The organism is Pandoraea terrae, assembly GCF_902459695.1.
Classification (GTDB): Bacteria; Pseudomonadota; Gammaproteobacteria; order Burkholderiales; family Burkholderiaceae; genus Pandoraea; species Pandoraea terrae.
Map to the genome: position 1 here is coordinate 50,161 of NZ_CABPRZ010000002.1, position 25,613 is coordinate 75,773.

The window sequence follows — 25,613 nt, forward strand, 5'->3', positions numbered from 1 at the left end:
CGGCCGCGGGCGGGATCGGCGGATGGGCCATGCCCGTGGCCGGGGTTGCACCGTGAAGTCCGGCGCGGGGGGTTACAGCATCCAGTTGCCGCCGTTGACGAGCAACGTCTGGCCGGTGATGTAGCTGCTTTGGTCACTGGCGAAGAACGCGACGGCATTGGCAATGTCGTCGGGCTCGCCGATTCGGCCCATGGGAATGCCGGCGATCACCTGATCGAGTTGATCCTTCGGCGTCTGCTCAAGTGCACGCGTGCGCGTGGCGCCCGGCCCGATGGCGTTGACGGTTACGCCGAACGGCGCCAGCTCCATGGCCAGGGCGCGCGTGAAGCCAATCACGCCGGCCTTCGCGGCCGCGTAGTCCCAGCAGCGCGGCGCGCCGTTGACGGCCGCTTCGGTCGTGATATTGATGATCTTGCCGTGGCGCCGCGCGCACATGGCCGGCACGACCTGGTGCGAACAAACGATGGCGGTCTTCAAGTTGATCGCAAGCAGGAAGTCGAGCGTGTCGAGATCGGCGTCGCGAAAGGTCGACATGCGCTCGCGCGGACCTTGCCCCACGTTGTTGAGCAGGATGTCGACGTCACCGAGCATGGCGGCGATCCGGCCGAACGCGGCTTTCAACTCTGCTTCGCGGGTGCAGTCCAGCGCTATGGGAAGCGCGCGACGGCCAAACGCTCCGATGTCCTCCGTCAGGGTTGCGAGCGCGTCTGCGTCCCGATCGAGCAGCGCCACGTCGGCGCCGTCGCGTGCCAACCGCAGTGCAGCCGCACGGCCGATGCCATGGGCGGCGCCGGTCACCACGGCCACCTGCGCCGCGAAGGGCGCCGCGTTACTCGTCTGCATCGTTGTCCTTATGTCGTCCCGGCGTTTTTTATCGTTGTCGTTTCGCGAAACCCGAGGGAGGCGCGATTTCCGTCACAAAAGCTTAGCGGGACGTATCGTTTTCCGAATCGTCCAAAGGGACGATCGGAACGGCCGCGCCGGCTTTGCGAATCGTCTGATGAGACGATGGCCGAAAGGCGCCGATCGGGCATGCTCGAATTCGACGCCGCCGACCGTGACCGGGCGTGTGGCGAGGTGTACCTGATCGCCTATCATCTTAAACAGGAGCAGGGCAGTGGCGAGGTCGGCAGCGAGACGCGCGTCGTGACGGGCGGGCGTTACCTCGACGAGTACACCCGTCTCGGCGGCGTGTGGCGTTTTGCACATCGCGAGGTCGTGATGGATTGGAACGAGGTGGGGCCGTCGCTGAGGCGCTGGCCGTTGACGTCAGGCTTCGGCGCGGACGATCCGAGTTGGCGGCTGTTCGGCGCCGGCAATCGGGAAGGGGCGTGAGCCGCTGGAACGGTAATTGCGTGCCTTTCAATGTCACCTTCGGCACGGAGACTCGTCATGTTTACAGAACTCGCAACGCAGTTTTCCCATGTCAAGCCGCAGGACACGGCGTTCCGGGGCGGCGGGCTGCGCGACTTTTTCGTATACCGCGACCTTGGCGTGGCGGATGCGACCCACGGCAAAGTCATCGCGCAACTCGTACGTGCGAATCGCGCACCGGAGCAAGGCACCGGCTGGCACCGTCATGAGGCGGACTTTCATATCGTATACATGCTCAAGGGCTGGGCGAGGTTCATGTACGGAGACAAGGAAACGCTGGTGGAAGCGGGCGACTGCGTCCATCAGGCGCCCGGCATCGTGCATTTCCTGTTCGATTACTCGGAAGACATGGAGTATCTCGAGGTGGTCGCACCGGCGGATTTCAAGTCAATCGATGTCGCGGGCCCCTGCGCGGTGCCGCCGCCGACGCCCTGGAAGATATAGGCCGGATTGCCGCATGCGAGGATACGTCTGCGCATGCGGCGGCATTCAGCTCTGTGCGGCTTTTTCCACGGCAGCCGCTGCCACCGCATCGGCCTTGAGTAGCGCGTGCAGGCTGACCCTGTCGCCGCCGGGCGTTTCCAACGTGCCCGGCAGGCTGCGCGCACGCGGTTCATGATCATGGATCGTCGCCCGCACCATCGGGTAGATGTGAGACTCCCACTTGCGCCCGTTGAAGACCCCGTAGTGGCCGACGCCCGTCTGGACGTGATGGGTTTTCATATACGGGCGCAACGCGGAGCATAGTTCCTGCGCAGCCACCGTCTGACCGACTGCGCAGATATCATCTTTTTCGCCCTCGATTGTCAGCAGCGCGGTGTGCCGGATCGCATGGGGCTCGACAAGCCGGTTTCCCACCTTCAGCTTGCCGAGTGGCAACGCGTATTGCTGGAACACCGAGCTGACGGTTTCCAGATAGAACTCGGCGGTCAGATCGGTGGTCGCGAAATATTCCTTATAGAACGCCCGGGTTGCGTCGGCCTTCACCGGATCGCCCTTCGCGCGTTCGTAATGCATATTGGCGAACGATGTGGTGTGCCGGCCCAGGTTCATGGCCAAGAACGCGCCCAACTGCACGAATCCCGGATAGACGCGCCGCTGTGCGCCCGCAAAACCTGCCGGCACGGCGCTGATCAGATGGCTTTCGAACCACTCGATCGACTTGCTGTTCGCAAGATCGTTGACCTTGGTGGGATTCACCCGGCAGTCGATGGGACCCGCCATCAGCGTCATGCTGGCCGGTTGCGCGGAATCGTTGTCGGCAGCCATCAACGAAACGGCGGCAAGCGCTGCCACGGTCGGCTGGCAGATCGCCACCAGGTGCGAATCCGGACCGATTCGCCGAATAAACGAAATCACGTGTTCGACGTACTCGTCGAATCCGAATCGCCCGGCCGACAGCGGGACGTCGCGCGGGTTGTGCCAGTCGGTGATATAGACGTCGTGGTCGGCCAGCATCGTGCGTACCGTGTCCCGCAGCAGCGTGGCGAAGTGCCCGGACATGGGCGCCACGATCAGCACGCGCGGCTGCTGCACCGACGATTCCTTGCGAAAGTGAAGCAGCGAGGCGAACGGTGTTCGTTTCGCAACTTCTTCGCTGACGGCAACGCGGCTGCCGTCCACCTCCACCGACGTAATGTCGAAGGGTGGACGATCGTGCGACAGGCCCGCCATTTCCAGCAGTTCCCAGCATGCATCCAGGTAGCGAACGGTGGGTATCGCGGTGCCTGCGGACCAGGTTGACATCGATGCACGTGCAATGCCCGCAGCGGTCCGCCACGGACGCATCAGGTCGGCGGTCGCCTGATAATATGGATAGGCAAGAAGATTCATGGGCATTGGCCGGTGAGGGCGCCGATGAAGCGCATGACGCAAAACGCAATACGCATGCCAGCGAGATTGACTGGCACGGCGCTTGCACATTTGACTGTACACCTCGCCGGGCGTCACCGGGAAATCGGCGCGGCAGTGACGCCGCTTACCGAGGCCCTTTGCGTTGCCAATCCGCGACGGAACAGGCCCGGGCGCCGGCCCGCGTGGTGACACGAGTCTTGTTGCGACCGCTGTTGGAGCGTGGATGCATGCATTTGGTGCGGGGCGCACGGCTTCGTGCGCCGCAGCGAAGGACAGGGTCCATCCCACGGACGTCAGGAGGCGATGCGCATGAAGCAGCAAGCGAAAACGACGTTGACGATCAGCAGCCACAACTATTCGTCATGGTCGATGCGAGGGTGGCTGCTTGCCAAGCTGGCAGGCCTGGAATTCGAAACGGTGGTCGTGCCGATCGACGACGCTGCGGCGCGTGCGGAGTTGTTGCTGTTGTCGCCATCGATTCTGGTGCCTTGCCTGCAGCACGACGGTATTCGCATATGGGACACGCTCGCGATCTGCGAGTATCTGAACGAAATCTGCCCGCAGGCCGGCCTGTTGCCCGCGGATCGGAAGGCGCGGGCGCAGTGCCGGTCGATCTGCGGTGAGATGCACTCCGGCTTCAGTGCATTGCGTTCGGCGTTGCCGATGAATCTGCGGGGGCACTTCCCCGATTTCCGGGTGTGGTCGCGTGCACAAGACGACATCGAGCGGATCGTAACGATCTGGCGCGAGTGTCTGACGCGCTACGGCGGACCATGGCTGTTCGGCGAGATCAGCGCTGCCGACGCGATGTATGCGCCGGTCGTCACCCGCTTCCTGACGTACGACGTGAAGCTGGATCAGGATATCGCGGAGTATTGCATGCGGGTCCTCAAACATCCCTTCGTCGCCGAATGGATCGAAGTCGCGAAGTCGGAAACGGAAGGCATCGACGAACTCGACGTGGAGTTTTGAAGTCGAGTCGCCGCTGTCAAAGGCCAACGCTCGCTGCTCCACTACGGGCGAACAAGACCCATGGGGGCTTGCGGACCGAGTCGAGGCCGCTCGATAAGGTCCAACCGCACGGCCCTGTCGGGGCGCAATTTCCCCGGCGCCGGCGTGGCGCTCCCTTGGGGGGTAACCGCGGCGTTGTCATGTTGTGTTACGCGTTCCCTGAGCGACCGCTCAACCCGCTTTTCGACGAATACCGATAGATAGTGGGTGACCCGAGCGTTTGTCGAAAGCGTTTGCCACGCTTCGTCGCACAGCCTCTGGGCTTCGTCGACTGAAATGTGATTGCGATGAGCTATTTTGGCAACCAGCTCAGCCTTGGGCGCAGTGTTCATGGGCAACCTCGTTCCGACCGCAATCGTTATCCAGGCGAGTACAACGCCAGCCCCGAACGGAGCGCGCACTCGATGTCCGATGAAACGCCGTCGAGCATTTGTACTCGACGGCATTTGGATGGCCATTTCTGTCTGCGCAGGTTTCGGAGTATAGGATATCCGACGTAGATTGCTACCGGTTCCGAGCTTCTCCCGGCAGGCCCGGAACGGGCGCGCTGCGTTCGACCTCAGGCACGAGAATGCGCGTGCCGCTCAGCATATCGTCGACGCGCTCGCCGTGCAGCGTGATGTCGAGACCTTCGCGTTCGTCGTCGGCGGAGGCGCGCAGGCCCATCGTCACGTCGATCAGCTTGAGCAGCACGAAGCTGCCAATGCCGCTGTAAATGAGCGTCGTCGCCACACCCTTCAACTGCAGCACCACGCTGCCGTCGGCGCCGCCGATATCCTTCACGGCGAACACGCCGGTCAGCACCGCGCCGACGATCCCGCCGACGCAGTGCACGCCAAACGCGTCGAGCGAGTCGTCATACCCGAGCGCATGCTTGAGCGCCGTGGCCGCCCAGAAGCAGATGACGCCCGCCGCCACGCCGATCACGAGCGAGCCACCCACACCGACGAAGCCCGAGGCCGGCGTGATTGCCACGAGCCCCGCCACCGCGCCGGAAGCGATTCCGAGCACCGACGGCTTGCCCTTGGTCATCCATTCGGCGAACATCCAGCCAAGCGCCGCTGCGGCCGTGGCGATTTGCGTCACTGCCATCGCGAAGCCGGCACGGCCGTCGGCGGCCACCGCGGAACCCGCGTTGAAGCCGAACCAGCCGACCCACAGCATCGCTGCGCCAACGAGCGTGAGCGTCAGGTTGTGCGGCGCCATCGGCTCCTTGCCGAAGCCGATGCGCTTGCCCAGCATCAACGCACACACGAGGCCCGCAATGCCGGCGTTGATGTGCACGACTGTGCCGCCGGCAAAGTCGAGAATGCCTGCGGCGGCGAGCCAGCCGCTCGGCTCCCACACCATGTGGGCGATCGGCGCGTAGACGAGGAGGGACCACAGGGCCATGAACACCAGCATCGCCGAGAACTTCATGCGCTCGGCGAAGGCGCCGCAGATCAGCGCGGGCGTGATGATCGCGAAGGTCATCTGGTACACCATGTAGACCGTTTCGGGAATGGTCGTCGCCAGATGGCTGACGGTCAGCGTAGTCGCCGCATCGGTCTTGACGTAGCTCATGCCGTGCAGCATGAAGCGTGATAGTCCGCCGATGAAGGCGTTGCCGGGCGTGAACGCGATGCTGTAGCCGACGACGACCCAAAGCACCGTGACCAGACAAGTGATCGCGAAGCTTTGCATCAGCGTCGAGAGGACGTTTTTCTTGCGGACCATGCCGCCGTAGAAAAGTGCGAGGCCGGGCACGGTCATGAACAGCACAAGGGCCGTCGAGGTCAACATCCATGCAGTATCGCCGCTGTTGATGTTCTTGGCGTCGGTGACGTATGGGGCCGTCGGCGCGGCTGGGGCAGCGGGCGCGGCCGCCGGGGGCGTGACTGCGGCTGTCGTGGCGGCTGTCGTGGCCGCCGGCGCCGACGCGGCGTCTTCGGCACTGGCCGTGGCAGCATGACCGGCCAAGCCGAGCGCGCTGAGCGCGAAGGCGGTGGTGATGACGAGTCTGGCAAACAGCTTTTTCATGAGTTGCCTCTTGTCTTTGCGAGTGTGCGGATTGCCAGAGTGCGTCGGCGCCGGTCTCGCCGGTGCGGATGCGGATGGCCTGGAAGGTTTGGACTGCTGTCACCTGCGCCGGCATGGGGTTGCCGATCCGTGGGAGAGACGAGCAATTCGCATGCCAAGATGGCGCGGTGCGCGATCGATGGCCGGAAGAAAAGTCAGAGTGCTGCACCGGCGGCTTGCCAGGAGGCGTGCAAGCTGGCCGGGAGGGATGAGGCGGGGGGTGTCGACGAGTCTGCCTGTCGGACCGAGGCGAACGCGCTTTGTACCAACAAGCAGCGTAATGGTGTCAGCTGGTGCGAAAACGGCGCATGCGTTCACCAAAGTTGTGCATGCTGCCGTTTACCGTGATCTCGATACTTGGCAAACAGATTTGGCAAGAGGAAAGCGCGGGTTACCGATATACGATGTCGGCACGCCGATTTTCTGCCCAGGACGCTTCGTCGTGTCCAAGGGCACGAGGCTTTTCCTTGCCGAAGCTCACCGCTTCGATTTGCTTGCTGTCGACTCCCAGCACCCCCAGATAGCGCATCACCGCGACTGAGCGTCTTTCGCCCAACGCCAGGTTGTATTCGCTGGTACCGCGTTCATCGGTGTTGCCCTGGATGAGGATATGACGGTTCGGATGGGTGGTCAGATATTTGGCGTGTGCCTCAAGCACCTTCGTGTATTCGGACTTGACCGTGTAGTCGTCGAAATCGAAGTAGACACTGCGCTGGGCCAGCGGGCTGTTAGGGTTGCTGAGTTCGTCGGCCTCAACGCTGACGGGCGCCACGCCGCGGGCATTGGCGCCAGCGCCGGTGATCGGCGCGGGATTTTCTGTCTTCACGGCGGACGCGCAACCCGCCAATATCACGACCATCGACGCCGTAAGCACGTTGCGAATCAGAGCGTTCATTTGATACTCCTTTCCCTTTGCCGACGGAAACGTCGGTGGGTTCCCGCCCCCGGGTGAAGCCGCACTTGAACACAGTATTTAGAGTCAAACCCGGAGGATTCGGTTCGCGCGTGCGCATGTTCCTCGGGGCATGCGGACCGGCGGCGCGCGGCCGCCCGGTCTCGTGATGGCGTGAGCCCTCGGCACGGCTACGTCACCGTCAGGAATACCGCTCCCTTGCATAGTTGTTGGGCGCGACGACGAGGGAGTCGCAGCGCCACTGGACACCACCACGCTCGAATTCACCGAGCGCGGGTACGTCGCCGACCGCTGGCCCGGCGGCCAGCATGTCGACGAGTTGCCGGGCATACTGGATTGCAGTGGTCATGGCCAGATAAGGGTTGCGCATTGGCGTGCGCCCCTTGGCGCGAAAGAGTCGTAGCTCTTGCGAGGTGTCGTGCGTCGTACGGTCGGTGCCGCCGGCGCCGGCGACCACGGCCAGCGGCACATACCAGCGTTCATCGGCGCCAACGTTGGGGCCGCCGGAACCCACCAACTCGGCCTGCGCCAAAATTACAAAACCTTTGTAGCTCGCGGATAGCGAAGTCATGAGTGACCTCCAAGGGGCAGCGCTCGCCCCATGCATTCAAGGTGTTTGATCCGTTTGCGAAACCACGCGTCCCACCGGATGGCGATTCGTCCGGTGTGGCCTGCGATGGTCCTTCGAGTGAAGTTGCAGCGGCAATCCGCTGCCTGGCGTCAGCCGGCGGGCGCCGTGCCGGGGCGTGCGAATGGTTGAAGCGAGTTCAGCGTTGCCTTGGCAAGGTCGAACATTTGCTGGGTGGCGACGCTTAGCGGCTGGTACGTCATGCCTGCGGCGCCGGTAATCTGTTGACAAACGTGTGCCATCGGCGTTCCCTCGGCCATGCGCTCCAGCGCCTCGCCGCAGTCGTCCTGCCAACGTTGCCTCGCGGCGCTCAAGTCGTCCAGGATCTGGCTCTGGTTGCCCTGTGTCTGCGCCAGCAGGTTCTGCCAGAAGTTGTTCGATTGCTGCACCTGCTGGCGTACCAGTTCCGCCTGAAGCGGCGCAAGCGTCGCCAGGTCTTTCGCGTCGGCGATGGCGGCGAGTGTTTTGTGCACCGATGCCGCGCACGCATTGATCTCGTTCAAGGCGAGCGCGCGTGCCCGATTCATATTCTCCAGCCACACATTGCTGATGCTCAGACCGAGATTCACATTCGCTTGATGAATATCACGCAGGGAGCTGACGTTGAATACCATTGTGTGTCTCCTCGATGACGGTTTGGCTGCTGGGTATTGGAATGTCGGTTTTGTATTTTTAGAGTGGAGATTCTAAATGGATTCCCAGCCCGCAAGAAACGGATTTACCCTAGGAAACGCATCAATTTGTAACGGACATTGACGACTTTCAAGCTTCGCCATGCGCGTATGAACGCCGCGCCAGGCAGCCATTTCAAGCCACCCGACGGGCGGAGGCCCATCGGGTCTGTGAAAGTTGCGATTTTCAAGCTTGGCACCGAGATTATCAGGCGCACGCCCCGGTGCTGCCGCTTCCGCCCTGTGGGCGGTGGGCGCCCATTCAATGATGTTTGGGCACTCTGGCCGACGGCGTCGGCATGGCGGGAGGGACGGCTGCGCCGGCCTTGGTAAGCTCGTTGAGCCCTTGCGTGGTTGCCGTCATGGCATCGATGGTAAGGGCCGCTGCATTGCTGACGCCCTTGAGCCACGTCTCCATCGGCGTGTTTTCGGGCTGGGTCTTCAGGCTCTGTTCGAAGGCATCGGAGCACCCACTCACCCAACTATCCATCGCCCGCTGAAACGCCTTGGTCATGGCCGCCTGATTGTCCTTCGTCATGAGCATAAGGTCGCGCCAATATTGGACAGCTTGCCCAACTTGATCACCGTAAAGCTGGGGCTGCTGGGCCAGCAGCGTGGTCAGATCGTCCGCCTTGCCAAGCGCCGTGGCAGCGTCCTGAATCGACTTGATCGCGTCGACGTCTATTTTTAGTTGTAGTTCTCGCAGCCGCCGAAGATTTTGCAGCCACAGCAGGCCGGCATCTACCCCCAAGCATGCAGAGGCCTTGAAAAACGGAAAATATGGGTTGGATTCGGAAGGCATGACAGAATCTCCAATAAGAGCATTCATATACGTCAGGGCAGCACCGATGAAATGGGAATACTGTTCCCTGCCAGTTAGTGACTTGTTAAGGAAATTTATTGGGTAACTGACGCGGCGGTGTGATGGGTCGCGCCCGGCCTTTCCCGGCGCGCAGCAACGCGGTTGCAGCGCGGCACATATCGCCGACGGAACCCACCGAGCCAGTATAGGCGTCAAGTGCGTCCATCGAAAGCAGTCCATGAGTTATATCGCTTATGTGCTCCGATGCGATGTAATGCGTCCCCTAGAATGAAGCGAGTAAGCCGACGCCACGCGGCACGCACGGTTCGATAGCCGAAAGCCATTTCAGGAGAATGTCGATATGGCAACCCAATCACGCATTGCGCAGGTCCATCGGCAGTCGGTTCCGGGGCAAATCGTTTTGGTGGGGCAGGGCGGAGGCGCGCTAGGCTCATACCAGGCCGGCGTCTACCAAGCACTGCACGAGGCGACGCTTGAGCCCGACTGGGTGATCGGCACCTCGATCGGCGCCATCAATGGCGCCATCATCGCCGGCAATCGCCCGGTCAACCGGCTGGAACGACTGCAGCGGTTTTGGGACCAGGTGGATCATCACCTGTACGCCGACGCCGCGGGCGCGCTGCCGGTTATTGGCGAGGCGCTTGCCGACCTCTCGACCGTCACCGCCGGGATTCCATCCTTTTTTGCGCCGAATCCTTGGGCGTGGTGGGGGGTGTATGTACCGGTCGGCGTGGAACACGCGGCGTTCTATTCGGCAGCCCCGTTGCGCACCACCTTGGCCGACCTGGTCGATTTCGGACATATTAATGACAAGGCCACCCGCTTGACTGTCGGTGCGGTCAACGTTCGCAGCGGCGAGATGCGCTACTTCGACAGTTCTCGCGAACCTCTCGGGCCGGATCACGTCATGGCCTCAGCCGCACTGCCTCCCGCCTTCCCGGCGGTGCGGATCGAGGGCGAGTTATTTTGGGATGGCGGCCTCTATTCGAATACGCCGATCGAGGTCGTCTTCGAAGAAGTGCCCCGGCGCAACTCGGTGGTGTTCGCGGTCAGCCTGTGGCAGCCGTCCGGTCCGGAGCCGCAATCTATTTGGCAGGTCCTTGGCCGGCGCAAAGATATCCAACTGGCCAGTCATGTGAACAGTCACTTGAGCAGTCAACGACAAATGCATCGGCTGCGCCGCGTCATTGGCGAGTTAGGTAAGGCGATTCCCACCGGTGAGCGGGACACACCGCATGTCAAAACGCTATTGTCGTATGGCTGCCAGACGACCATGCACGTTTGCCGGCTGGTGGTTCCGCCGCTCGAAGGGGAAAACCCGGCCAAGGACATCAGCTTCAGCCCGAACGCCGTACAAGGGCGCTGGCAGGCCGGTTACGAAGACGCAATACGCATGATCGAGCGGGCTCCCTGGACGACCGAAAGCGATCCGATCGATGGCGTGATATTCCACGACCTCGACTGATTTAATAATCAGTCTCCCCGTCATCGGGAACGACCCGCAGCCATCTCGTGTTGCAATACTGGATGTCCGGGTAATATCCGGCCGGGTCCGGGCAGTACCAATAAAGCGGGCTGATGTACTCTGGCGCAGGAACGTAATACGGTACGCCGACAGGGACGTCGAGCAGGATAAACGCGCGGCTGTGGAAACGGTGGTGGCCAGGAAAAACGGGATGCCCAGGAAATGCATTGCGTCCCCGTATCGCGCCTTGGTGGAATCCCCCGTCATGGTGGAATCCGCCGCCTTGGTGGAATCCGCCGCCGCGGGAGAATCCGCCGCCGCGGGAGAATCCGCCGCCGTGATGAAATCCGCCCTGCATGTCCGCGGTGGCATGGCTCGCCACCCCTGCGCCAATCAAGGCGGCTACCACGAGGCCCAATATCGAAAGCCGTTTCATAGGGCACCTCCCGCACAGCTACGTTATTTAGATGCTGCGTGCTCATGGGAAGTTCTTAACGCCTCACGCCGTTGCGCTTCGCACCCGCCGGCTTCCCGACGTGAACCAGCTGCAGTTTCCAATCCCGGAAACCGGAAATGCGGAGAATGCGAATCAATGGCGAGGTCAAACTGAAGGCGTGGGTTAACCCCAGTCCTCTGGGCCTTGTACAAGACCCTTTCGAGGGCTATGATTTAACTCATACCGAATAATTATTCGCTATCCGAATTTCAGCCGAAGCAGATTATTGAGTACTTTCGGCGCCTGTTAAGCGCAACACGGACAAATGCACTTCACTACCCAATTTCCGAATTATAATTCGCCATCCGAATTCGATAATGGAGGGGTAGTCATGACGACACATTCCGCAGACAAGCCGATGCGAGGGGCGGGGGATCCGTCGAAGAACACGGTGCAGTCCTTGGCCAAGGGGTTTCGTGTGCTCGAAGCGTTCACGGCGCAGGAGCCGGAATTGACGATGGCGGAAGTCGGTCGGCGCGCCGGTGTCGACAACGCAACCGCTTTCCGATTCCTGAACACGCTGGCCGATATCGGCTATGTCGAGCGCGTGCCGGGCAGTCGCTTGTTCCGGCTGTCGCTCAAGGTGCTTGATCTGGGTTTCAACGCCATTGCGCATTCCGATTTGCGCTCACGGGCGCGTCCGATCTTGCGCGGTCTGGTTGGTGAAATTAACGAAGCGGCGTCGGTGGCGGTGCTCGACGGCGGCAACGTCATGTATGCCGAGCGCATTCAGGCTGGGCTCACGCGACTCGGGGTCGACATCCGCATCGGCAGTTCTGTACCGGCGTATTCGTCGGCGGTCGGCCACGCCATTCTGGCTTGGCTTCCGGTGGAGGCGCAGAAACGCGTGCTGAGCATGACGCCGCGAAAGTCGCTCACGGGCACCACGCTGACGGACCTCGACGCATTGATGGCGCGGCTGGTTCAGGTCAAGGCGGTCGGTTACGCGCTGTCCGATCAGGAAACGGTTGCCGGCTTGTATGCCATTGCCGCGCCCGTACTTGACATCGACGGCATGCCGATGGCTGCGCTCAGCGTCGCCGCACCGGCATTCCAGACCACCTTGAAGGATTTCGAGGCGACCACCGCAGGACCGGTTCGCCAAGCGGCGCAGCAATTGTCGCGCGCGCTGCAAACCATCGGGGGCTTTGCCCCGCAATCACCTCACTCATAAGTGAATATTCAGGAGAAGACAGTGTCGGCCATTAATTTTCGCGGGATCATTCCCGCCATCTCGGTCCCGTTCAACGACGATTACAGCATCGATGCGCCTGAACTTCGTCGTTTCGCGCAATGGCTCGCCAAGCGTGACGGTATTGTCGCCTTGATGACCAACGGTCATACGGGTGAAGTGTTCTCGCTCACCCCGCGCGAACGCGCTGAAGTGACTGCCATTACGGCCGACGCCGTCAGGGACATCTGTCCGGTCATCTCCTCGATCGTATGTGAAGGTATCAACGAAGCCGTCGAGCAGGCTGGTTGGGCAAAAGAAGCTGGCGCAAAAGGCCTCGACATCATGCCGCCTCATCACTGGTTGCGTTTCGGCTTCAAGCCCGAGCATTGTCTCGACTATTTCAATGCCATCGGCGAAGCGAGTGGCCTGCCGCTGGTCGTGCACATTTATCCGGCCTGGACGCGCGGATCGTATTCGTCCGATTTGCTCGCCGAGCTGGCACGCAACAAGCACGTTGCCGCTTTCAAGATGGGCGAACGTGAGATGAACAAGTACGCCCGCGACATTCGCAAGATTCGGGAAGCGGACCCAAGCAAGGTGCTGATGACGTGCCACGACGAATATCTGCTCGCCTCGATGGTGCAGGGTATCGACGGGGCACTGGTCGGCTTCGCGTCGTTGGTGCCCGGCCTGATCAATGACTTGCTCAATGCGGTCAAGGCAGGCGATCTGCATGAAGCGATGCGCGTGCAAGACCTGATCACGCCGCTCAAGGATGCCGTCTACGGTGCAGGCGAGCCGACGGGCGAGGCGCACGGGCGCATGAAAGCCGCCATGGCCCTGGCCGGCATCCTGCGCAGCGGCACGGTGCGTCCGCCGACCCACGCGCCGAGCGCGGACGAGTTGGCGGCCATCCGTAGCGCACTGGCCCACGCCAACCTGTTGCCGCAGCGCGCCGCCTGAGTTCGCGTTCCCCACCTCAACGCTTCGAGATTCTTACATGGAACAGCAACCTGCTGCGCCCCGCGTCGCCATCGTGACCGGGGTGAGTTCAGGGATCGGCCGAGCCATCGCCGACACTCTGCTTGCCGAGGGCTGGCAAGTCATCGGTATCGACCGCACACCGTTCGATCCCCCGTCACCGCAGATGCGTGCGATCACCGTGGATCTCACCGATTTCGATGCGTTGGGCGCGGTGCTTGCCGCATTGCCGGCGCCGACTGCGCTGGTGCATGCCGCGGGGTTCATGCGCACGGCGCTTCTCGGCGATCTGGCGCCTGAAGACGGCGCCGCGATGTGGCGCGTGCACGTCGATGCCGCCGCATTCCTCGCCAATGCACTCGTGCCGCGCATGACCGCCGGCGGACGTGTTGTGATCATCGGCAGCCGTACGGCCGCCGGCGCGCACGGACGTAGTCAGTATGCGGCCACCAAGGCCGCGGTGGTCGGCATGGCGCGGTCGTGGGCGATCGAGCTCGCGCCGCGCGGCATCACCGTCAACGTGGTTGCGCCGGGTGCGACCGAGACGGCCATGTTGCTCGATCCGGCGCGCGCCGGCACACCGCCGAAGATGCCGCCGATCGGGCGCTATATCCAGCCCGCGGAAATTGCGGCGCTGGTGGCGTTCCTGCTGGGACCGAACGCGGGTGCAATAACCGGCCAGCAGTTGTTGATGTGTGGCGGCAACTCGCTGTAGCCGTCCACGTATTACATCAAACCACCACGCCGGCACGGCATTTCCGTGACGGACCCGCCCGGACGAAAGAGCACGGGCCGTCGAGAGGATGGACACCGGTACGTGACGCGGCACCACACGGCTGGTCCAAGGAGACACTGATATGCATGCTTTCAACGCTTCGGACACGAGCATCATCATTGCGATGGTCGTCGTCTACATTCTTTTCACGAGTTGGCTGACGATCCGGCTGCGCAGCAAGGACAGCGGGGAATTTCTGTTTGGCGGTCATGCGCTGCCGTCATTTGTTATTGGCGTCTTGCTGATGTCGGAGTTCATCGGCGCGAAATCGACCATCGGCACATCCGAGGGCGCCTTCTCGCTGGGAATGGCTGCCGCTTGGTCGGTCATCAGTGCCTCGGTTGGCTTCCTGCTGTTTGGCATCTTCATGGCGAAGAAGCTGTATAGCTCAGGCGAATATACGATCTCCGGCGCGATTTCGAAGCGCTATGGTCGCTCGACTCAGTTGGTCGTTTCGTTGATCATGATTTATGCGCTGTTGCTGGTGAACGTGGGCAATTACGTCAGCGGCGCGGCGGCGCTGGCGACCGTGCTCAAGGTGAGTTTGCCGTGGGCCGCCATCATCATCGCCATTGTCAGCACCCTTTATTTCGCACTGGGGGGGTTGAAGAGCGTTGCCTATGTGTCTGTCCTGCACAGCGGCATCAAGTACATCGGTGTGTTCATCGTGCTCGGTGTCGCGATGTATCTGACCAAGGGCGTTACACCAATGGTGCAGGCCATGCCGTCCTTTTACTTCAGTTGGGATGGCCACGTTGGCGTTTCGACCATCGTGGCGTATTTCATCGGCAATATCGGCGCGATCTTTTCGACGCAGTACATCATCCAGGCGGTCTCATCAACGCGCAGTCCGACGGCTGCACGACGTGCGGCATTCTGGGCTGCAGGACTCAGTATTCCCATCAGCGTCGCGCTTGGTGTGATCGGTGTTGCCGCGAAGTACCTTTATCCACAGATGAAGGGGCTCTATGCATTGCCGGTGTTCCTGGAGAGCATGAACGTGTTTGTCGCCGGCTTCGTCACGGTCTCGCTGGTTGCCTCGATCTTTGTCGGCGTATCGACGGTGGCGCTGGCGATCTCATCGTTGATCGTCAAGGATTTCTATATCCCGTGGAAGCAGCCGACCCCGGCGCAGGAGTTCCGGGCCACACGCGTGATGTCGTTTGTCATAGGCATCTTGCCGCTGGTTTTCGTCTTCTTCGCGCCGCAGTTATTGCAACTTTCATTTTTCACGCGGGCATTGCGTCTGTCGATTTCCGTGGTGGCGGTGATCGGCTTTTATCTGCCGTTCTTTAACGGCAATCGCGGCGCCACATTGGGATTGTTGGGCGCAGCCATCACGACGACGATGTGGTACCTTGCCGGCGATCCCTACGGTATCGACAATATGTACATTGCCCTGATAACACCGCCCATCGTGATCTTCATCGAGAAGCTGTTTCACTGGGGCGAAGCGTCACGGGCGGCGCATAACGCATGACGCACCGCTCGCCATTCTGTCCCCTGGCAAGTAGCAGTCGTCGAGCCACTGCCCCGACGACTGCTACTTGCCGTTGTATCCGGGCAGATATTTGGCCTGCGCGCTTTTCGCCAGCGGAATCGCGCGCTGCACCGCCGCGTCGAAATTGACCTGCAGGTCTTCGACCGCGATCGAGCGCCGGAAGAAATCGGCCCAGATGAACTCCGCGAACGCCGTCGGCGTCTTGTCGAAGCCGCCGGCGTCGCGAACATATCCGGCCAGGGAGCGGTAAGCGTCGTCGACCAGCTTCTCGAGATGGTTCGGGATCGAGGCGTAATAGTGCCGCACGCCGCACGCATCGAGCGGATGGACCCACAGCTTCTCGTCCATCGCCTTCCAGAAGTCGTCCACGTTCTTGTCGGACATGTCCGCTTCCACCATCAGGAAGGCCTGTGGAATGCCGGCGTCCAGCGCGGCGCGTCCGAGATGGTGATGGTCCGTGATATACATCTTCCCGCCCGGCCCGGCGACGGCCGGGATCGGATGCGCTTGCAGGAATTCCTGCTGCTGCGCCGGCTTCATCGACACCAAGTGTTTTTTCTTGGCATGGACCTCGATCATGCCCACCGTCAACTGTGTCGGGTGGAGTTCATGAAGCACGCATTGGTGAATCTTGGCCATGGTCGTCTCCTGCGACGGTTGTTGCGCCATTTTGGCATGAACGTGTTGGGCAAGTTGGCGCACGCGTCCAAATCATCTCAGTGCGCCGCAGCCGCGGCCTCGCCGGCGGCGCCTTTCTCGGGCTTGGTCATCCAGATCAGCGGAATGATGACAATGAAGATCACACCCGAGATCCAGAACACGTCGTCGAGGCCGAGCATCGCCGCTTGCGTCACGACGGTCTTTTCGAAGAACGCCATCGCCTGCGAGGGCGAGAAGTTCAGCGTGTGCCGGATGGCCTCGACCGATTGCTGGAACGCCGGGCTGGTCGGCGCGGCATGCTCGGTCAGACGGGCGTGGTGATGAATGCTGCGGTCATACCACAGTGTGCTCGCCAGCGACGTGCCAACCGCGCCGGTGAACACCCGGACGAAGTTCGACAGGCCCGCGGCAGCGGGAATCCGTTCGGCGGGCAGGCCCGACAAGAGGATCACGGTCAGCGGTACGAAGAACAGCGCCATCGGGATGCCTTGCAGCAGCGTCGGCAGCACCAGCGTCCAGGTATCGACGCCGGTCGTGTAGTTGGCGCGCATGAAGAACACGGCAGCGAAGCCGAGAAACGCGCCGGTGGCCAGCATCCGCACGTCGACCTTCGGCACGACCCGCGACAGCACCGGCATCAGGATCACCGCGAAGATGCCGAGCGGCGCCGTCACCAGGCCCGCGTTGATCGACGGGTAATTGAGGTATTGCTGCATCCATTGCGGCAGCAGCACCAAGTTCGAGAAAAACACCCCGAAGGCGACCGAGATCGCGATAGTGCCGCCGCGGAAGTTGCGGCCAGCGAACAGCCGCACGTCGATGATCGGATTCTTATCGGTCAATTCCCACATCAGGAAGAACACGAAGCTCACGGCTGTGACCACGGCCAGCACGCAGATCACCGGCGAATCGAACCAATCGAGATCCTTGCCCTTGTCGAGCATGATTTGCAGCGTGCCGACCCAGGTAATCAGCGAGATCAGCCCAACCGTGTCGATCGGCAGGCGGCGCACCTGGGTTTCGCGGTCGCGGTAGATCATCCAGGTCACGACAGCGGCGAACAGGCCGACCGGGATGTTGATGTAGAAAATCCACGACCATGAGTAGCGGTCGGTCATCCAGCCGCCCAGGGCTGGGCCGGCGATCGGGCCGACGGTGGCGGTCATGGCCCACAGTGCAATCGCGGTCGCGCTGCGCTCCTTCGGATACGAGCCCAGCAGGATCGCCTGCGACAGCGGGATCATCGGGCCCGCGACGGCGCCTTGCACAATGCGCGCGGCGAGCAGCATCGGCAGCGTCGGCGCGATGCCGCAAGCCCACGATGAAATCACAAACAGCACGATTGACCACACGAAGAGACGGATCTGGCCGACGCGCTGCGTGAGCCAGCCGGTCAGCGGAATCGACACCGCGTTTGCTGCGGCGAACAGCGTGATGACCCAGGTACCTTCGTCGACCGAGACGCCGAGGTTGCCGGAGATGGTCGGGATGGCGACGTTCGCGATCGACGAGTCGAGCACATTCATGAACGTGGCCAGCGCGACGGCGAGCGAGGCGAGGATTAATCTGCCGCCGGTCAGCGGCGGCGGGGTTTGGGTCGAATTGGCGTTGTCCATGATGTTGTGTCGGGCGGATTCGGTGGAATCGTTCGAAGTCATTTTCTGCTAAGTCAGATATTTGGCCGGGCAGAGTAGTGTCGCCCGGCCATCGTCTCAGCGGGCTGCCGTCTGGGTCTTGGCCGGCACGTTGCCGCCGCCGGTCGTGTTCTGCACGATGATGCGGGCAATCTCGGCGTCGGCGGCTGCGCCGTAGTTCTGGAACACGGCGGTGTGGTTCGATGCTTGAGGCACCGCGCCGAGGTGTTGGCCCGAGGTGTCGCGGGTGTCGACGTCGACTTGCATCGACAGGCCGACTTGCAGCGGATGCGCGCGCAGTTCGGCGGCGTCGAGCTCGATGCGCGCGGGCAGGCGCTGCACGACCTTGATCCAGTTGCCGGTGGCATTCTGTGCGGGCAGGGCCGACATGGCGCTGCCCGTGCCCGCCGCGAAACCGACGACCTTGCCATGGTATTGGATGCTGTTGCCGTAGATGTCGGCGGTCAGGGTGACCGGCTGGCCGATACGCATCTGCTTGATTTGCACTTCCTTGAAGTTGGCGTCGACCCAGACGTTGTCGAGCGGCACGATCGTCAGCAGAGGTGTGCCGGGGGCGACGCGCTGGCCGACTTGCACCGAGCGCTTGGCGACGTAGCCGGTGACCGGCGCCGGCAACGTGTCGCGGGCGTAGTTCAGAAGGGCATCGCGGACCTTGGCGGCGGCCGCCTGCACGCTCGGGTGATCGGCGATCGAGGTCTTGTCGGTCATCGCACGGTTCGAGGCCAGTTGCTGGCGGGCGGCGTCGAGCGCGGCTTCGGCGGTCTTGGCGGCATTGCGGGCATGGGCCACGTCTTCGGCCGAGACAGCACCGGTAAGTGCGGCGGCGGTGCGGCGCTGCAGATCTTCGCGGGCGCGGGCCGCTTCGGCCTGGCGTTGCGCGATGGTGGCCTCGAACATGCCGTTGTTGACATACAGCGCGCTGACCTGGCGCACTGTCTGGCCCAACTGCGCTTCGGCGTTGCGCAGCGCGACTTCGGCGTCGGCAGCGTCGAGCGCGACGACGGGGTCGCCGGCCTTGACGATCTGCGTGTCGTCGGCGTTGACGGCGACCACCGTGCCGGCGACTTGCGGCGTCAGCTGCACGAGATTGGCGCTGACGTAGGCGTCGTCGGTGGTCTCATGGTAGCGAGCATACGTGAAGTAGTAGGCACTGTAGCCGGCCGCGCCGGCCAGCACGCTCACGCCGAGCACGGCGAGCAGCAGCTTGCGCTTCGACGGCTGGGGGGCTGGCGCAACGGCTGCGGTCTGGTTCGTGTTTTGATTGGCGTTCTGGGCGGCGGTATTTTCGGCTTGGCTCATGACATCACCTCGATTCGATAAAGCGTTGTGTTCGGTTTGCGGACTTGCGAAAGATCGGTGCTCAACGGCTGGCGACGAGCGTGCCGCCTTCGGTGTAACCACCGCCGAGCGAGCCGGCCAAGGCGATCTGACGATCGCGGCGAGCCATGCGCAGTTCGGTGACCGCCTGCGAAGTGCTCAGTTCGTTCAACTGCGCCGACCAGACCGTCAACTGCGAGGTCAGCCCCGTCCTGTATTGCGCGAGCGCCAGTTCAAGCGCGCGGCGGCTGGCCGCTTCGGCTTGCTCGGCGTCGGCCAACTGGGCGTCGATGCTGCGAATGTCGGACAGTTCAGTCGCGACTTCCGACAACGCGCCGATCAGCGTCTGGTTGTAATCGGCGACCACCGTTTCGAAATCGGCGTAGCTACCTTTGAGCTGGGCGCGCAGCGCGCCTGCGTCGAAGATCGGAATATGGATCGCCGGGCCGGCCGAGGCGACGCGGCTGCCGGCGGTCAGGAAGCGGCCAAAGCCGAGCGCGTCGAAGCCGAGCGCGGCGATCAAGTTGATGTCGGGGTAGAACTCGGCCTTGGCGACCTTGATGCCGTGCGTGCCGGCTTCGACGCGCATGCGGGCCGCGACGAGGTCGGGGCGGCGGGACACCAGGTCGACGGGCAGGTTGTCGGGCAGGCGGACCGTATCGCCGGCGCCGAGCGCGGGCCGAGCGATGGTCAGGCCCCGGTCCGGGCCTTGACCGAGCAGCGCGGCGAGCTGGTAGCGTATCGCCAGGATGCGGCCGTCGAGGGCCTTGACGTTTTGGCGGGCCGTGGCGAGGCGCGCTTCGGCGGTGCGTGATTCGACTTCCGTATCGAGACCGGTCGCCACGCGTTGGCGGGCGAAGCGCTCGATCGACGCCAGTTGCGCCACTTGCGCGTCGGCGATGTCGTGTAGCGCATAGAGACGGGCCAGGTCGTTATAGCTGCGCGAAAGTGCCGTGGTCAGCGTCAGGCGGACCTGCTCGGCCTCGGCACGGGCGGCGTTCTCGTTCGAGACGCTGGCGCGCAGCACTTCGCGGCGCTTGCCCCACAGGTCGAGGTTGTACGAGGCCGTTGCGACGGCCCGGTACTCCGTTTGCCATGAGCCCGCGTAAGGCGGCGGGACGAGTGCGGCGGCCGAGTATTGCTGGCGCGTAGCGCTGAGATCTGCGCCCACGTGCGGCAGCGTGTCCGCGTTGGCGCCTTCGGTCGCGGCCGCGGCGGCGACGACGCGGGCACGGGCGCGGTCGAGCGACGGGTTGCCGGCGAGCGCTTCGCGGATCAAATCCGCCAGTTGCGGATCGCCGAACTGGACGAACCAGTCGGTGTCGGGCCAGCGGCCTTGCTCGGCCGGCACGCTCTGCGTCGCGACCAGCGTGGCTGCATCGGTCATGTGCTTGTCGCTGCCGATGCCCCCGTAGTTCGCGCAGCCGGCCAGCAGGGCGCTCACCAGGAGCGGGAGGGCCGCGGCCAGGGGGCTCGGGCGCTTCACGGCATGGTTACTCTGATTCATCATTTTCTGCTTTGTCAGATATTTTTGCAAAAAAACGCGCACTAAGGCGGGCGGTGGCGTATGGGTCAGGCGTCGGTGAATTTCTTCAACAGGCGGCGCAGTTCGTTGAACTCGTCGACCGAGAACGAAGTGAGGCGTCGGTTGAACACGCCGGGCACGATGCCGGGAATCTGATCGGCGATCTCCTTGCCGGCGTCGGTCAGGAACAGGTTGACGACGCGGCGATCCTCGACGCTTCGCTCGCGGCGCAGCAGGTCACGGGTTTCGAGCTTGTCGAGCATACGGGTCATCAGGCCGGTATCGATCGCGAGCGATTTGCTCAGCTCGAACGGCGTGGTGGCGCGGTTGCTCGACATCGACAGAAGGATGCCCATTTGCGGCGCGGTGATGTCGAGGGACTTGAGGGCAGCGTCGATGTCGGTTTTCACCATATTGCGGGCGCGCGCCAAGTAATAACCAATACTGTCGGTCAATATGAAGCTTTCTCTGGTGTAGTGGTCCATGACGGCGGCTCCGGTACGATTGATTCGAATATTATTTGCAAAGTCAGATATTGTCAATGATGGATTCTGACGTTATTAAAATCATCGTTATGGTCCGGGTTTCAAGTGGCGGCCGAGTCGCGTCTAAGATTCGCATAATGTACATTATGTTAAATGGCCGACGCCGCCGCCGCGCCATGAACGCGCTCTGTCAGGCCCACGGAATTTCAGTAACCGCGCCCCAAATTTCGGTAACGCGCCGAGCCGATGGCCGGCGCATCAATCCAATGGGCCTGTGCGCAGCCAATTCGGGACGCCACGACACTGTACGGTTTTTTCCGCAACCTGATGGGTGCTAGCCTGCCTGTGTTGGCAGCTGGCTTGGCCAATGCCTACCGCTAAGGCGAGAAGCTATTGCCCGCGTGGGCCCATACATTTCTGTCGCCATAATCTGGCTATGGCTCGTTGAGGGTATAAGACCAACGCCATGGGACTGGAGTGGCGTTGCGCTGACGCTCGCTGGGATGGCGCTCATCGCTTTTCAACCGCGATAGTTCTGCGCAACGTTGTAACGCAATCGCCTGAGGGCGCGCACCGCCACAAAAAGGCGACGTCAGCCTCTCATCTGGCTCAGGTTATGGACATTGCCGCTACCGATGCGAAAGGCGTCGCAGCAAAAGAATTTCGCTGAGGCGAGCCTGTGCGCTATGACGGCGGCCGTCCGCTCGCGAATCGGACTCGTGCGGGGCATTGTTACCAACTCAGGCACTGAGTCGACGGTACCGAGGAAGCCCATTCCCTGCCGATTGCAGAATTTCTCAACGTGTCGCGCGACAAATAGCGCTCGCAGGCGTCTGAGGGGCACGCTGACTCCTCTGCTCTTATCCGGTGTCGTCAACGCGACGAAGAACTTTGCGCCCTCGTCGGCCAGCCAATTGCGGACGCCAAGCAATGGCGTTTTCCAGTCGCACGGTGGCCAGATGCGGCTCAGCACTTCGGCATCCATCAGCAGGACAGCGGCCGACGTGCGGCCCGGGGCGAGAAAACGCGCGAGCGCGAGCTTCTCGTCAACGGCTGCATTCAGTGCAATCGCTGAGGTCGCGCACCCGGTCTCCAACTGAAACGCCCGCGCCACGTCACTTGCGAGTGTCGCGCAGCCCGACTCCGGTGCTGCGCGCCCGTCGGCAAATGCACGTGGTGAGGCGCTAGGCCGTTCGTGCGCCATCAGCATTAGTAACCCACGCGTGGAGCGGCAATGCCACCCTCCCGATGCTGGAAGAAGCGATTCAGTGAAGACCAAGTCGTCGTAGTTCATGACAGCCTCCAAAGATTTCATATTTCTATAATATTGGAAATATCGTATGATGCAAGAAAGAAGTGGCAGGTCGAGTTCTCCAGGCGGCAGGCAAAGCTGCTTGAACGCACCCAATATCTCCATATAATTGGAAATGTCAAATAGAAGGATGACCCGATGACAGTTCATGAAATCAATGGCGCCTATGGCTTCCCGGCCGCCAAAACAGATTTTTTCGACACAGACATTGCAGCGCGCCTTGGGATGGATGGACAGCCGCCGGTGCGGATACTGCTGCTCTACGGCTCCCTGCGTGAGCGCTCGTATTCGCGCTTGCTCGTCGAGGAGGCAGCTCGACTTCTGCAGACGTTCGGCGCCGAAACGCGGATTTTTGCCCCGCGCGGTCTGCCGCACGCGGACGACGTCGACGTGAAGAACCACCCCAAGGTGAAGGAGCTGCTCGAGCTGTCGCTGTGGTCCGAGGGACACGTGTGGTGCAGCCCGGAGCGCCACGGCACTATCACCGGCCTGATTAAGACGCAGATTGACCACCTCCCGCTCGTCAGCGGCGGTATCCGGCCGACGCAGGGGCGCACGCTGGCTGTCATGCAGGTCAGCGGCGGTTCCCAGTCGTTCAATTCGGTGAATCAGCTTCGCCAGCTCGGCCGATGGATGCGTATGTTCACCATCCCCAATCAGTCGTCGATTGCCAAGGCGTTCGAAGAGTTCGAAGAGGATGGCCGGATGAAACCGTCCTCGTATTACGACCGCCTGGTTGACGTTATGGAGGAGCTCGTCAAATTCACGCTGTTGCTTCGCGGCCGTGCCGACTATCTCGTCAACCGATACAGCGAACGCGTGCAAGAGGGTCGTCCGCTCTTCGGCGCGGACAGCCGCCAGACGGCCTCCGTCGAAAAGGGCGGAGCCTGTTGTGCTCCCGATCCGATAGCGCAGCGTTTCTCACTCGGGTTGTCGGTTTCGAGCCAGGTCACGCGGGAACCGGCTTGCACTTCCCCTTTTTTTGGGGAGCGCAGGCCGCCGAATCCACTCCCTGGCAACAGTTTTCGGTGAGGAACCCGACGAGTTTGTTCATGTGCTTGATATCCGGCGCGTAGTAAACGAAGCGGCCCTCCTGGCGTGACGTGACCAGACCGGCGTGCGTCAGTTCCTTCAGGTGAAAGGACAGCGTTGCGCCGGCAAGCTCAAGCTTCTCCTGGATAACCCCCACAGTCAGCCCCTCGGGCCCCGCTGTCACCAGCAGCCGGAAAATACTGAGGCGCGTCGGTTGCGCCAGTGCGGCTAAAGCCGTGATTGCGTCTTTTTCCTTCATGATGTGCCGTTCGTTGGGTCTGTACGATAATTCTAACGCCTCACGTATCAGGCGCGTCGTCGACCGTAGGTTGCTTCGGGGTCGGCTCGCAGGTGCCCGGCTCGATACAGCATGTGATGTCATCGAAACGAGGTTGCTGGACGTTAACATTTCCATTATATTGGATATATAGACATATGCTCGCGAGCCACAACCCATTCCGGAGAAATTCGTGGTCGAATCCCGAACGTAAAACGTACTCGTCCTCTGCACTGGCAATACCTCGCGCAGCATCATGTCGGAAGCCCTTTTGGCGACGCTGGGTCGCGGCCGCTTCAAGACATTCAGCGGGGGCAGCTCGCCCGCCGATGCACCTGGATTCATCATTAGCGAACTGGTGGGCGGCGCCCTCGCGGTTCTCTTGTTTCGTTGATTTCGCTGTTCTGCAGAGCGCGCTCAACCTGTCTTGAAGACGATGCACACGGGGCTTCCCGTTTCGATGACCTGCCCCGTTGCCGTCGGCTTTTCATGCGCATCGTCAAGTGCATACTGGATGATGGAATCCGAGCGCTCATTAGCCACGTACAGATGCTTTCCGTTTGGCGAAAGGCAGATGAAGCGCGGAAATTTGCCGTAGGTCCGCGTCCACTCGATACTTAACGGATATCCCGTGACCGGATCGAGTCGAACGGATGCGACGGAGTCGTGCCCGCGGTTGGATACCAGCAGTTGATTACCTGAGGGGGTAATCACAATGCCGGCAGCGCTACTTTCCCCCGCGAATCCCCCTGGGAGCAACATGATGGTGTCCAGTGATTCAAGCGCCCCCGAGTCCACGTCAAATCGCCAAGTGGTCATGGTGGAATCCAGCTCGTTGGCAACATATACGAGCGGCAGCGTCGGGTGAAACGCGGCGTGGCGTGGACCAGAGCCGGGACGCCAACGATTCTCTACCACTTGTGCGGCGCCCTCGCCTGGCCAGCGCACCGCAAACACTGCATCCAGAGCCTTGTCCGGGACGATATGCCAGTCCGAGTCGTGCAGCACGTTGGTATAGCGCGATATCTGATGCGGGTGCGATGACGCCTGGTCGGCCTGACGTGGCCCCAACATGCCTTCCAATTGAGTAGAGCCCAGCGGCTTTCCAATGGCACCGTCGCTTTCAATGGCCAGCCGCACGACTGATCCGGTTGCGTAGTTTGCGACCACAAGGCCCCGCCCATCCTTGGTTAGCGCCAGATGTACCGGATTCCGGCCTTCGCATGATCTCGCATTGAGCAGGGAAAGCCGGCCAGCGGCGGGATCGATGGCAAACGCGCTGACCTGCGTTCCATCTCCATGCACCGTGTAGAGCACGGTCTGATCCCGATTGATCGCCAAGTACGAAGGATTGTCCAGCGTCTGGAACACGTCGATTTGCGTCCATATGGATGTTCTCGGGCAAACGGAGTAGATCGCGATCCCCTTCCCCCGCCCATTACGCTCGCGAGTCGTGCGGCAGCCGACGTATGCAAAGGTACAACTCATACGAGCATCCCAAGCACCAACCCCGAGATTGGTACGGGCCGGCTATCGTCGATGAAAGCAAGGTGGGTGCGCCGACATGGGTAACGGTGCTCCCTGTTGATTGTTGTGCCGCGTGCGAGACAGACGCGCATTCGAAAA

The 25,613-nt window shown here is 62.0% G+C and carries 27 protein-coding genes and 1 pseudogene; 11 read left to right on the forward strand and 17 right to left on the reverse strand.

The genetic code is table 11. From position 1 onward, the window contains the following. Nucleotides 1-72: 72 nt before the first annotated feature. Entirely contained in the window at nucleotides 73-843 is a 771-nt protein-coding gene (locus tag PTE30175_RS02270) for an SDR family NAD(P)-dependent oxidoreductase (RefSeq protein WP_150695443.1), read from the reverse strand. Between the two features lie 189 nt (nucleotides 844-1,032). Here PTE30175_RS02270 and PTE30175_RS28120 point away from each other — a divergent pair, with 189 nt between their 5' ends. Both PTE30175_RS28120 and PTE30175_RS02280 read left to right on the forward strand, forming a co-directional pair. Beyond that, nucleotides 1,033-1,335, forward strand: a complete 303-nt coding sequence (locus PTE30175_RS28120) for a nuclear transport factor 2 family protein (protein ID WP_191628782.1) — start codon at nucleotides 1,033-1,035, stop codon at nucleotides 1,333-1,335. Between the two features lie 57 nt (nucleotides 1,336-1,392). Beyond that, nucleotides 1,393-1,818 (forward strand): cupin domain-containing protein, encoded by a 426-nt coding sequence (locus PTE30175_RS02280; RefSeq protein WP_150695445.1) that lies wholly within the window; start codon nucleotides 1,393-1,395, stop codon nucleotides 1,816-1,818. A 45-nt stretch (nucleotides 1,819-1,863) separates the two neighbouring features. On the opposite strand, the gene PTE30175_RS02285 is transcribed toward PTE30175_RS02280, so the two are convergent. Continuing rightward, nucleotides 1,864-3,207: a polyhydroxyalkanoate depolymerase gene (locus PTE30175_RS02285; protein WP_150695446.1), complete on the reverse strand. Its 1,344-nt coding sequence runs from the start codon at nucleotides 3,205-3,207 to the stop codon at nucleotides 1,864-1,866. Between the two features lie 330 nt (nucleotides 3,208-3,537). Between PTE30175_RS02285 and PTE30175_RS02290 the strand changes: the two genes are divergently transcribed. Beyond that, nucleotides 3,538-4,200: a glutathione S-transferase family protein gene (locus PTE30175_RS02290; protein ID WP_150695447.1), complete on the forward strand. Its 663-nt coding sequence runs from the start codon at nucleotides 3,538-3,540 to the stop codon at nucleotides 4,198-4,200. A gap of 41 nt (nucleotides 4,201-4,241) precedes the next feature. Here PTE30175_RS02290 and PTE30175_RS29150 read toward each other — a convergent pair whose 3' ends face one another. The 6 genes from PTE30175_RS29150 to PTE30175_RS02320 all read right to left on the reverse strand — a co-directional run bounded on the left by PTE30175_RS29150 (nucleotide 4,242) and on the right by PTE30175_RS02320 (nucleotide 9,311). Beyond that, nucleotides 4,242-4,697 (reverse strand): DUF3562 domain-containing protein, encoded by a 456-nt coding sequence (locus PTE30175_RS29150; RefSeq protein ID WP_150695448.1) that lies wholly within the window; start codon nucleotides 4,695-4,697, stop codon nucleotides 4,242-4,244. Between the two features lie 46 nt (nucleotides 4,698-4,743). Then, entirely contained in the window at nucleotides 4,744-6,258 is a 1,515-nt protein-coding gene (locus tag PTE30175_RS02300; RefSeq protein WP_150695449.1) for an ammonium transporter, read from the reverse strand. A 430-nt stretch (nucleotides 6,259-6,688) separates the two neighbouring features. Further along, the gene (gene pal, locus PTE30175_RS02305) at nucleotides 6,689-7,192 is read right to left on the reverse strand and encodes a peptidoglycan-associated lipoprotein Pal (RefSeq protein WP_150695450.1); all 504 of its coding nucleotides are present in this window, start codon (nucleotides 7,190-7,192) and stop codon (nucleotides 6,689-6,691) included. A gap of 199 nt (nucleotides 7,193-7,391) precedes the next feature. Beyond that, nucleotides 7,392-7,781: a hypothetical protein gene (locus PTE30175_RS02310; RefSeq protein ID WP_150695451.1), complete on the reverse strand. Its 390-nt coding sequence runs from the start codon at nucleotides 7,779-7,781 to the stop codon at nucleotides 7,392-7,394. 149 nt (nucleotides 7,782-7,930) lie between these two features. After that, nucleotides 7,931-8,452 (reverse strand): phasin family protein, encoded by a 522-nt coding sequence (locus tag PTE30175_RS02315; protein ID WP_150695452.1) that lies wholly within the window; start codon nucleotides 8,450-8,452, stop codon nucleotides 7,931-7,933. 319 nt (nucleotides 8,453-8,771) lie between these two features. Beyond that, complete coding sequence (locus PTE30175_RS02320; RefSeq protein ID WP_191628786.1) at nucleotides 8,772-9,311, reverse strand: phasin family protein; 540 nt, start codon at nucleotides 9,309-9,311, stop codon at nucleotides 8,772-8,774. A 361-nt stretch (nucleotides 9,312-9,672) separates the two neighbouring features. Here PTE30175_RS02320 and PTE30175_RS02325 point away from each other — a divergent pair, with 361 nt between their 5' ends. Beyond that, nucleotides 9,673-10,797 carry a patatin-like phospholipase family protein gene (locus PTE30175_RS02325; protein WP_150695454.1) on the forward strand — a complete coding sequence of 375 codons (1,125 nt, stop codon included), beginning with the start codon at nucleotides 9,673-9,675 and terminating at the stop codon, nucleotides 10,795-10,797. Between the two features lies 1 nt (nucleotide 10,798). Here PTE30175_RS02325 and PTE30175_RS02330 read toward each other — a convergent pair whose 3' ends face one another. Beyond that, nucleotides 10,799-11,233: a hypothetical protein gene (locus tag PTE30175_RS02330; protein WP_150695455.1), complete on the reverse strand. Its 435-nt coding sequence runs from the start codon at nucleotides 11,231-11,233 to the stop codon at nucleotides 10,799-10,801. 391 nt (nucleotides 11,234-11,624) lie between these two features. Between PTE30175_RS02330 and PTE30175_RS02335 the strand changes: the two genes are divergently transcribed. From PTE30175_RS02335 to PTE30175_RS02350, 4 genes are all read left to right on the forward strand, one after another. Continuing rightward, entirely contained in the window at nucleotides 11,625-12,467 is an 843-nt protein-coding gene (locus tag PTE30175_RS02335) for an IclR family transcriptional regulator (RefSeq protein ID WP_224788561.1), read from the forward strand. A gap of 21 nt (nucleotides 12,468-12,488) precedes the next feature. Next, nucleotides 12,489-13,430, forward strand: a complete 942-nt coding sequence (locus tag PTE30175_RS02340) for a dihydrodipicolinate synthase family protein (RefSeq protein WP_150695456.1) — start codon at nucleotides 12,489-12,491, stop codon at nucleotides 13,428-13,430. Nucleotides 13,431-13,467: 37 nt separating this feature from the next. Continuing rightward, entirely contained in the window at nucleotides 13,468-14,163 is a 696-nt protein-coding gene (locus PTE30175_RS02345; RefSeq protein WP_150695457.1) for an SDR family NAD(P)-dependent oxidoreductase, read from the forward strand. A gap of 142 nt (nucleotides 14,164-14,305) precedes the next feature. Further along, a complete protein-coding gene (locus PTE30175_RS02350; protein WP_150695458.1) occupies nucleotides 14,306-15,703 on the forward strand; it encodes a sodium:solute symporter family protein in 1,398 nt (465 codons plus the stop codon). Between the two features lie 63 nt (nucleotides 15,704-15,766). Here the strand turns inward: PTE30175_RS02350 and PTE30175_RS02355 are convergent, their stop codons facing one another. The 5 genes from PTE30175_RS02355 to PTE30175_RS02375 form a co-directional block, all read right to left on the reverse strand. Continuing rightward, the gene (locus tag PTE30175_RS02355) at nucleotides 15,767-16,363 is read right to left on the reverse strand and encodes a ParB-like protein (RefSeq protein WP_150695459.1); all 597 of its coding nucleotides are present in this window, start codon (nucleotides 16,361-16,363) and stop codon (nucleotides 15,767-15,769) included. A 77-nt stretch (nucleotides 16,364-16,440) separates the two neighbouring features. Beyond that, a complete protein-coding gene (locus PTE30175_RS02360) occupies nucleotides 16,441-18,000 on the reverse strand; it encodes a DHA2 family efflux MFS transporter permease subunit (protein WP_150695723.1) in 1,560 nt (519 codons plus the stop codon). Nucleotides 18,001-18,096: 96 nt separating this feature from the next. Continuing rightward, a complete protein-coding gene (locus PTE30175_RS02365; RefSeq protein WP_150695460.1) occupies nucleotides 18,097-19,338 on the reverse strand; it encodes an HlyD/EmrA/EmrK family protein in 1,242 nt (413 codons plus the stop codon). 61 nt (nucleotides 19,339-19,399) lie between these two features. Further along, nucleotides 19,400-20,866: an efflux transporter outer membrane subunit gene (locus PTE30175_RS02370; RefSeq protein WP_150695461.1), complete on the reverse strand. Its 1,467-nt coding sequence runs from the start codon at nucleotides 20,864-20,866 to the stop codon at nucleotides 19,400-19,402. 62 nt (nucleotides 20,867-20,928) lie between these two features. Beyond that, nucleotides 20,929-21,312, reverse strand: coding sequence for a MarR family winged helix-turn-helix transcriptional regulator (locus tag PTE30175_RS02375; protein ID WP_338044396.1), 384 nt, complete (start codon nucleotides 21,310-21,312; stop codon nucleotides 20,929-20,931). 455 nt (nucleotides 21,313-21,767) lie between these two features. On the opposite strand from PTE30175_RS02375, the gene PTE30175_RS02380 reads away from it, so the two are divergent. After that, nucleotides 21,768-21,899 (forward strand): YnfA family protein, encoded by a 132-nt coding sequence (locus tag PTE30175_RS02380; RefSeq protein WP_420819598.1) that lies wholly within the window; start codon nucleotides 21,768-21,770, stop codon nucleotides 21,897-21,899. A 59-nt stretch (nucleotides 21,900-21,958) separates the two neighbouring features. Here the strand turns inward: PTE30175_RS02380 and PTE30175_RS02385 are convergent, their stop codons facing one another. Continuing rightward, nucleotides 21,959-22,660 (reverse strand): hypothetical protein, encoded by a 702-nt coding sequence (locus PTE30175_RS02385; RefSeq protein ID WP_150695463.1) that lies wholly within the window; start codon nucleotides 22,658-22,660, stop codon nucleotides 21,959-21,961. A gap of 156 nt (nucleotides 22,661-22,816) precedes the next feature. Between PTE30175_RS02385 and arsH the strand changes: the two genes are divergently transcribed. Beyond that, nucleotides 22,817-23,710, forward strand: coding sequence for an arsenical resistance protein ArsH (gene arsH, locus PTE30175_RS02390; RefSeq protein WP_460940829.1), 894 nt, complete (start codon nucleotides 22,817-22,819; stop codon nucleotides 23,708-23,710). On the opposite strand, the gene PTE30175_RS02395 is transcribed toward arsH, so the two are convergent. Then, nucleotides 23,628-23,969 (reverse strand): ArsR/SmtB family transcription factor, encoded by a 342-nt coding sequence (locus PTE30175_RS02395; protein WP_150695464.1) that lies wholly within the window; start codon nucleotides 23,967-23,969, stop codon nucleotides 23,628-23,630. The genes arsH and PTE30175_RS02395 overlap by 83 nt on opposite strands. A gap of 271 nt (nucleotides 23,970-24,240) precedes the next feature. On the opposite strand from PTE30175_RS02395, the pseudogene PTE30175_RS29155 reads away from it, so the two are divergent. Continuing rightward, nucleotides 24,241-24,312 (forward strand): annotated as a pseudogene (locus PTE30175_RS29155) (arsenate reductase ArsC); the annotation flags it as partial. A gap of 92 nt (nucleotides 24,313-24,404) precedes the next feature. On the opposite strand, the gene PTE30175_RS02405 reads toward PTE30175_RS29155, so the two are convergent. Beyond that, complete coding sequence (locus PTE30175_RS02405) at nucleotides 24,405-25,475, reverse strand: lactonase family protein (protein WP_150695465.1); 1,071 nt, start codon at nucleotides 25,473-25,475, stop codon at nucleotides 24,405-24,407. Nucleotides 25,476-25,613: the final 138 nt, after the last annotated feature.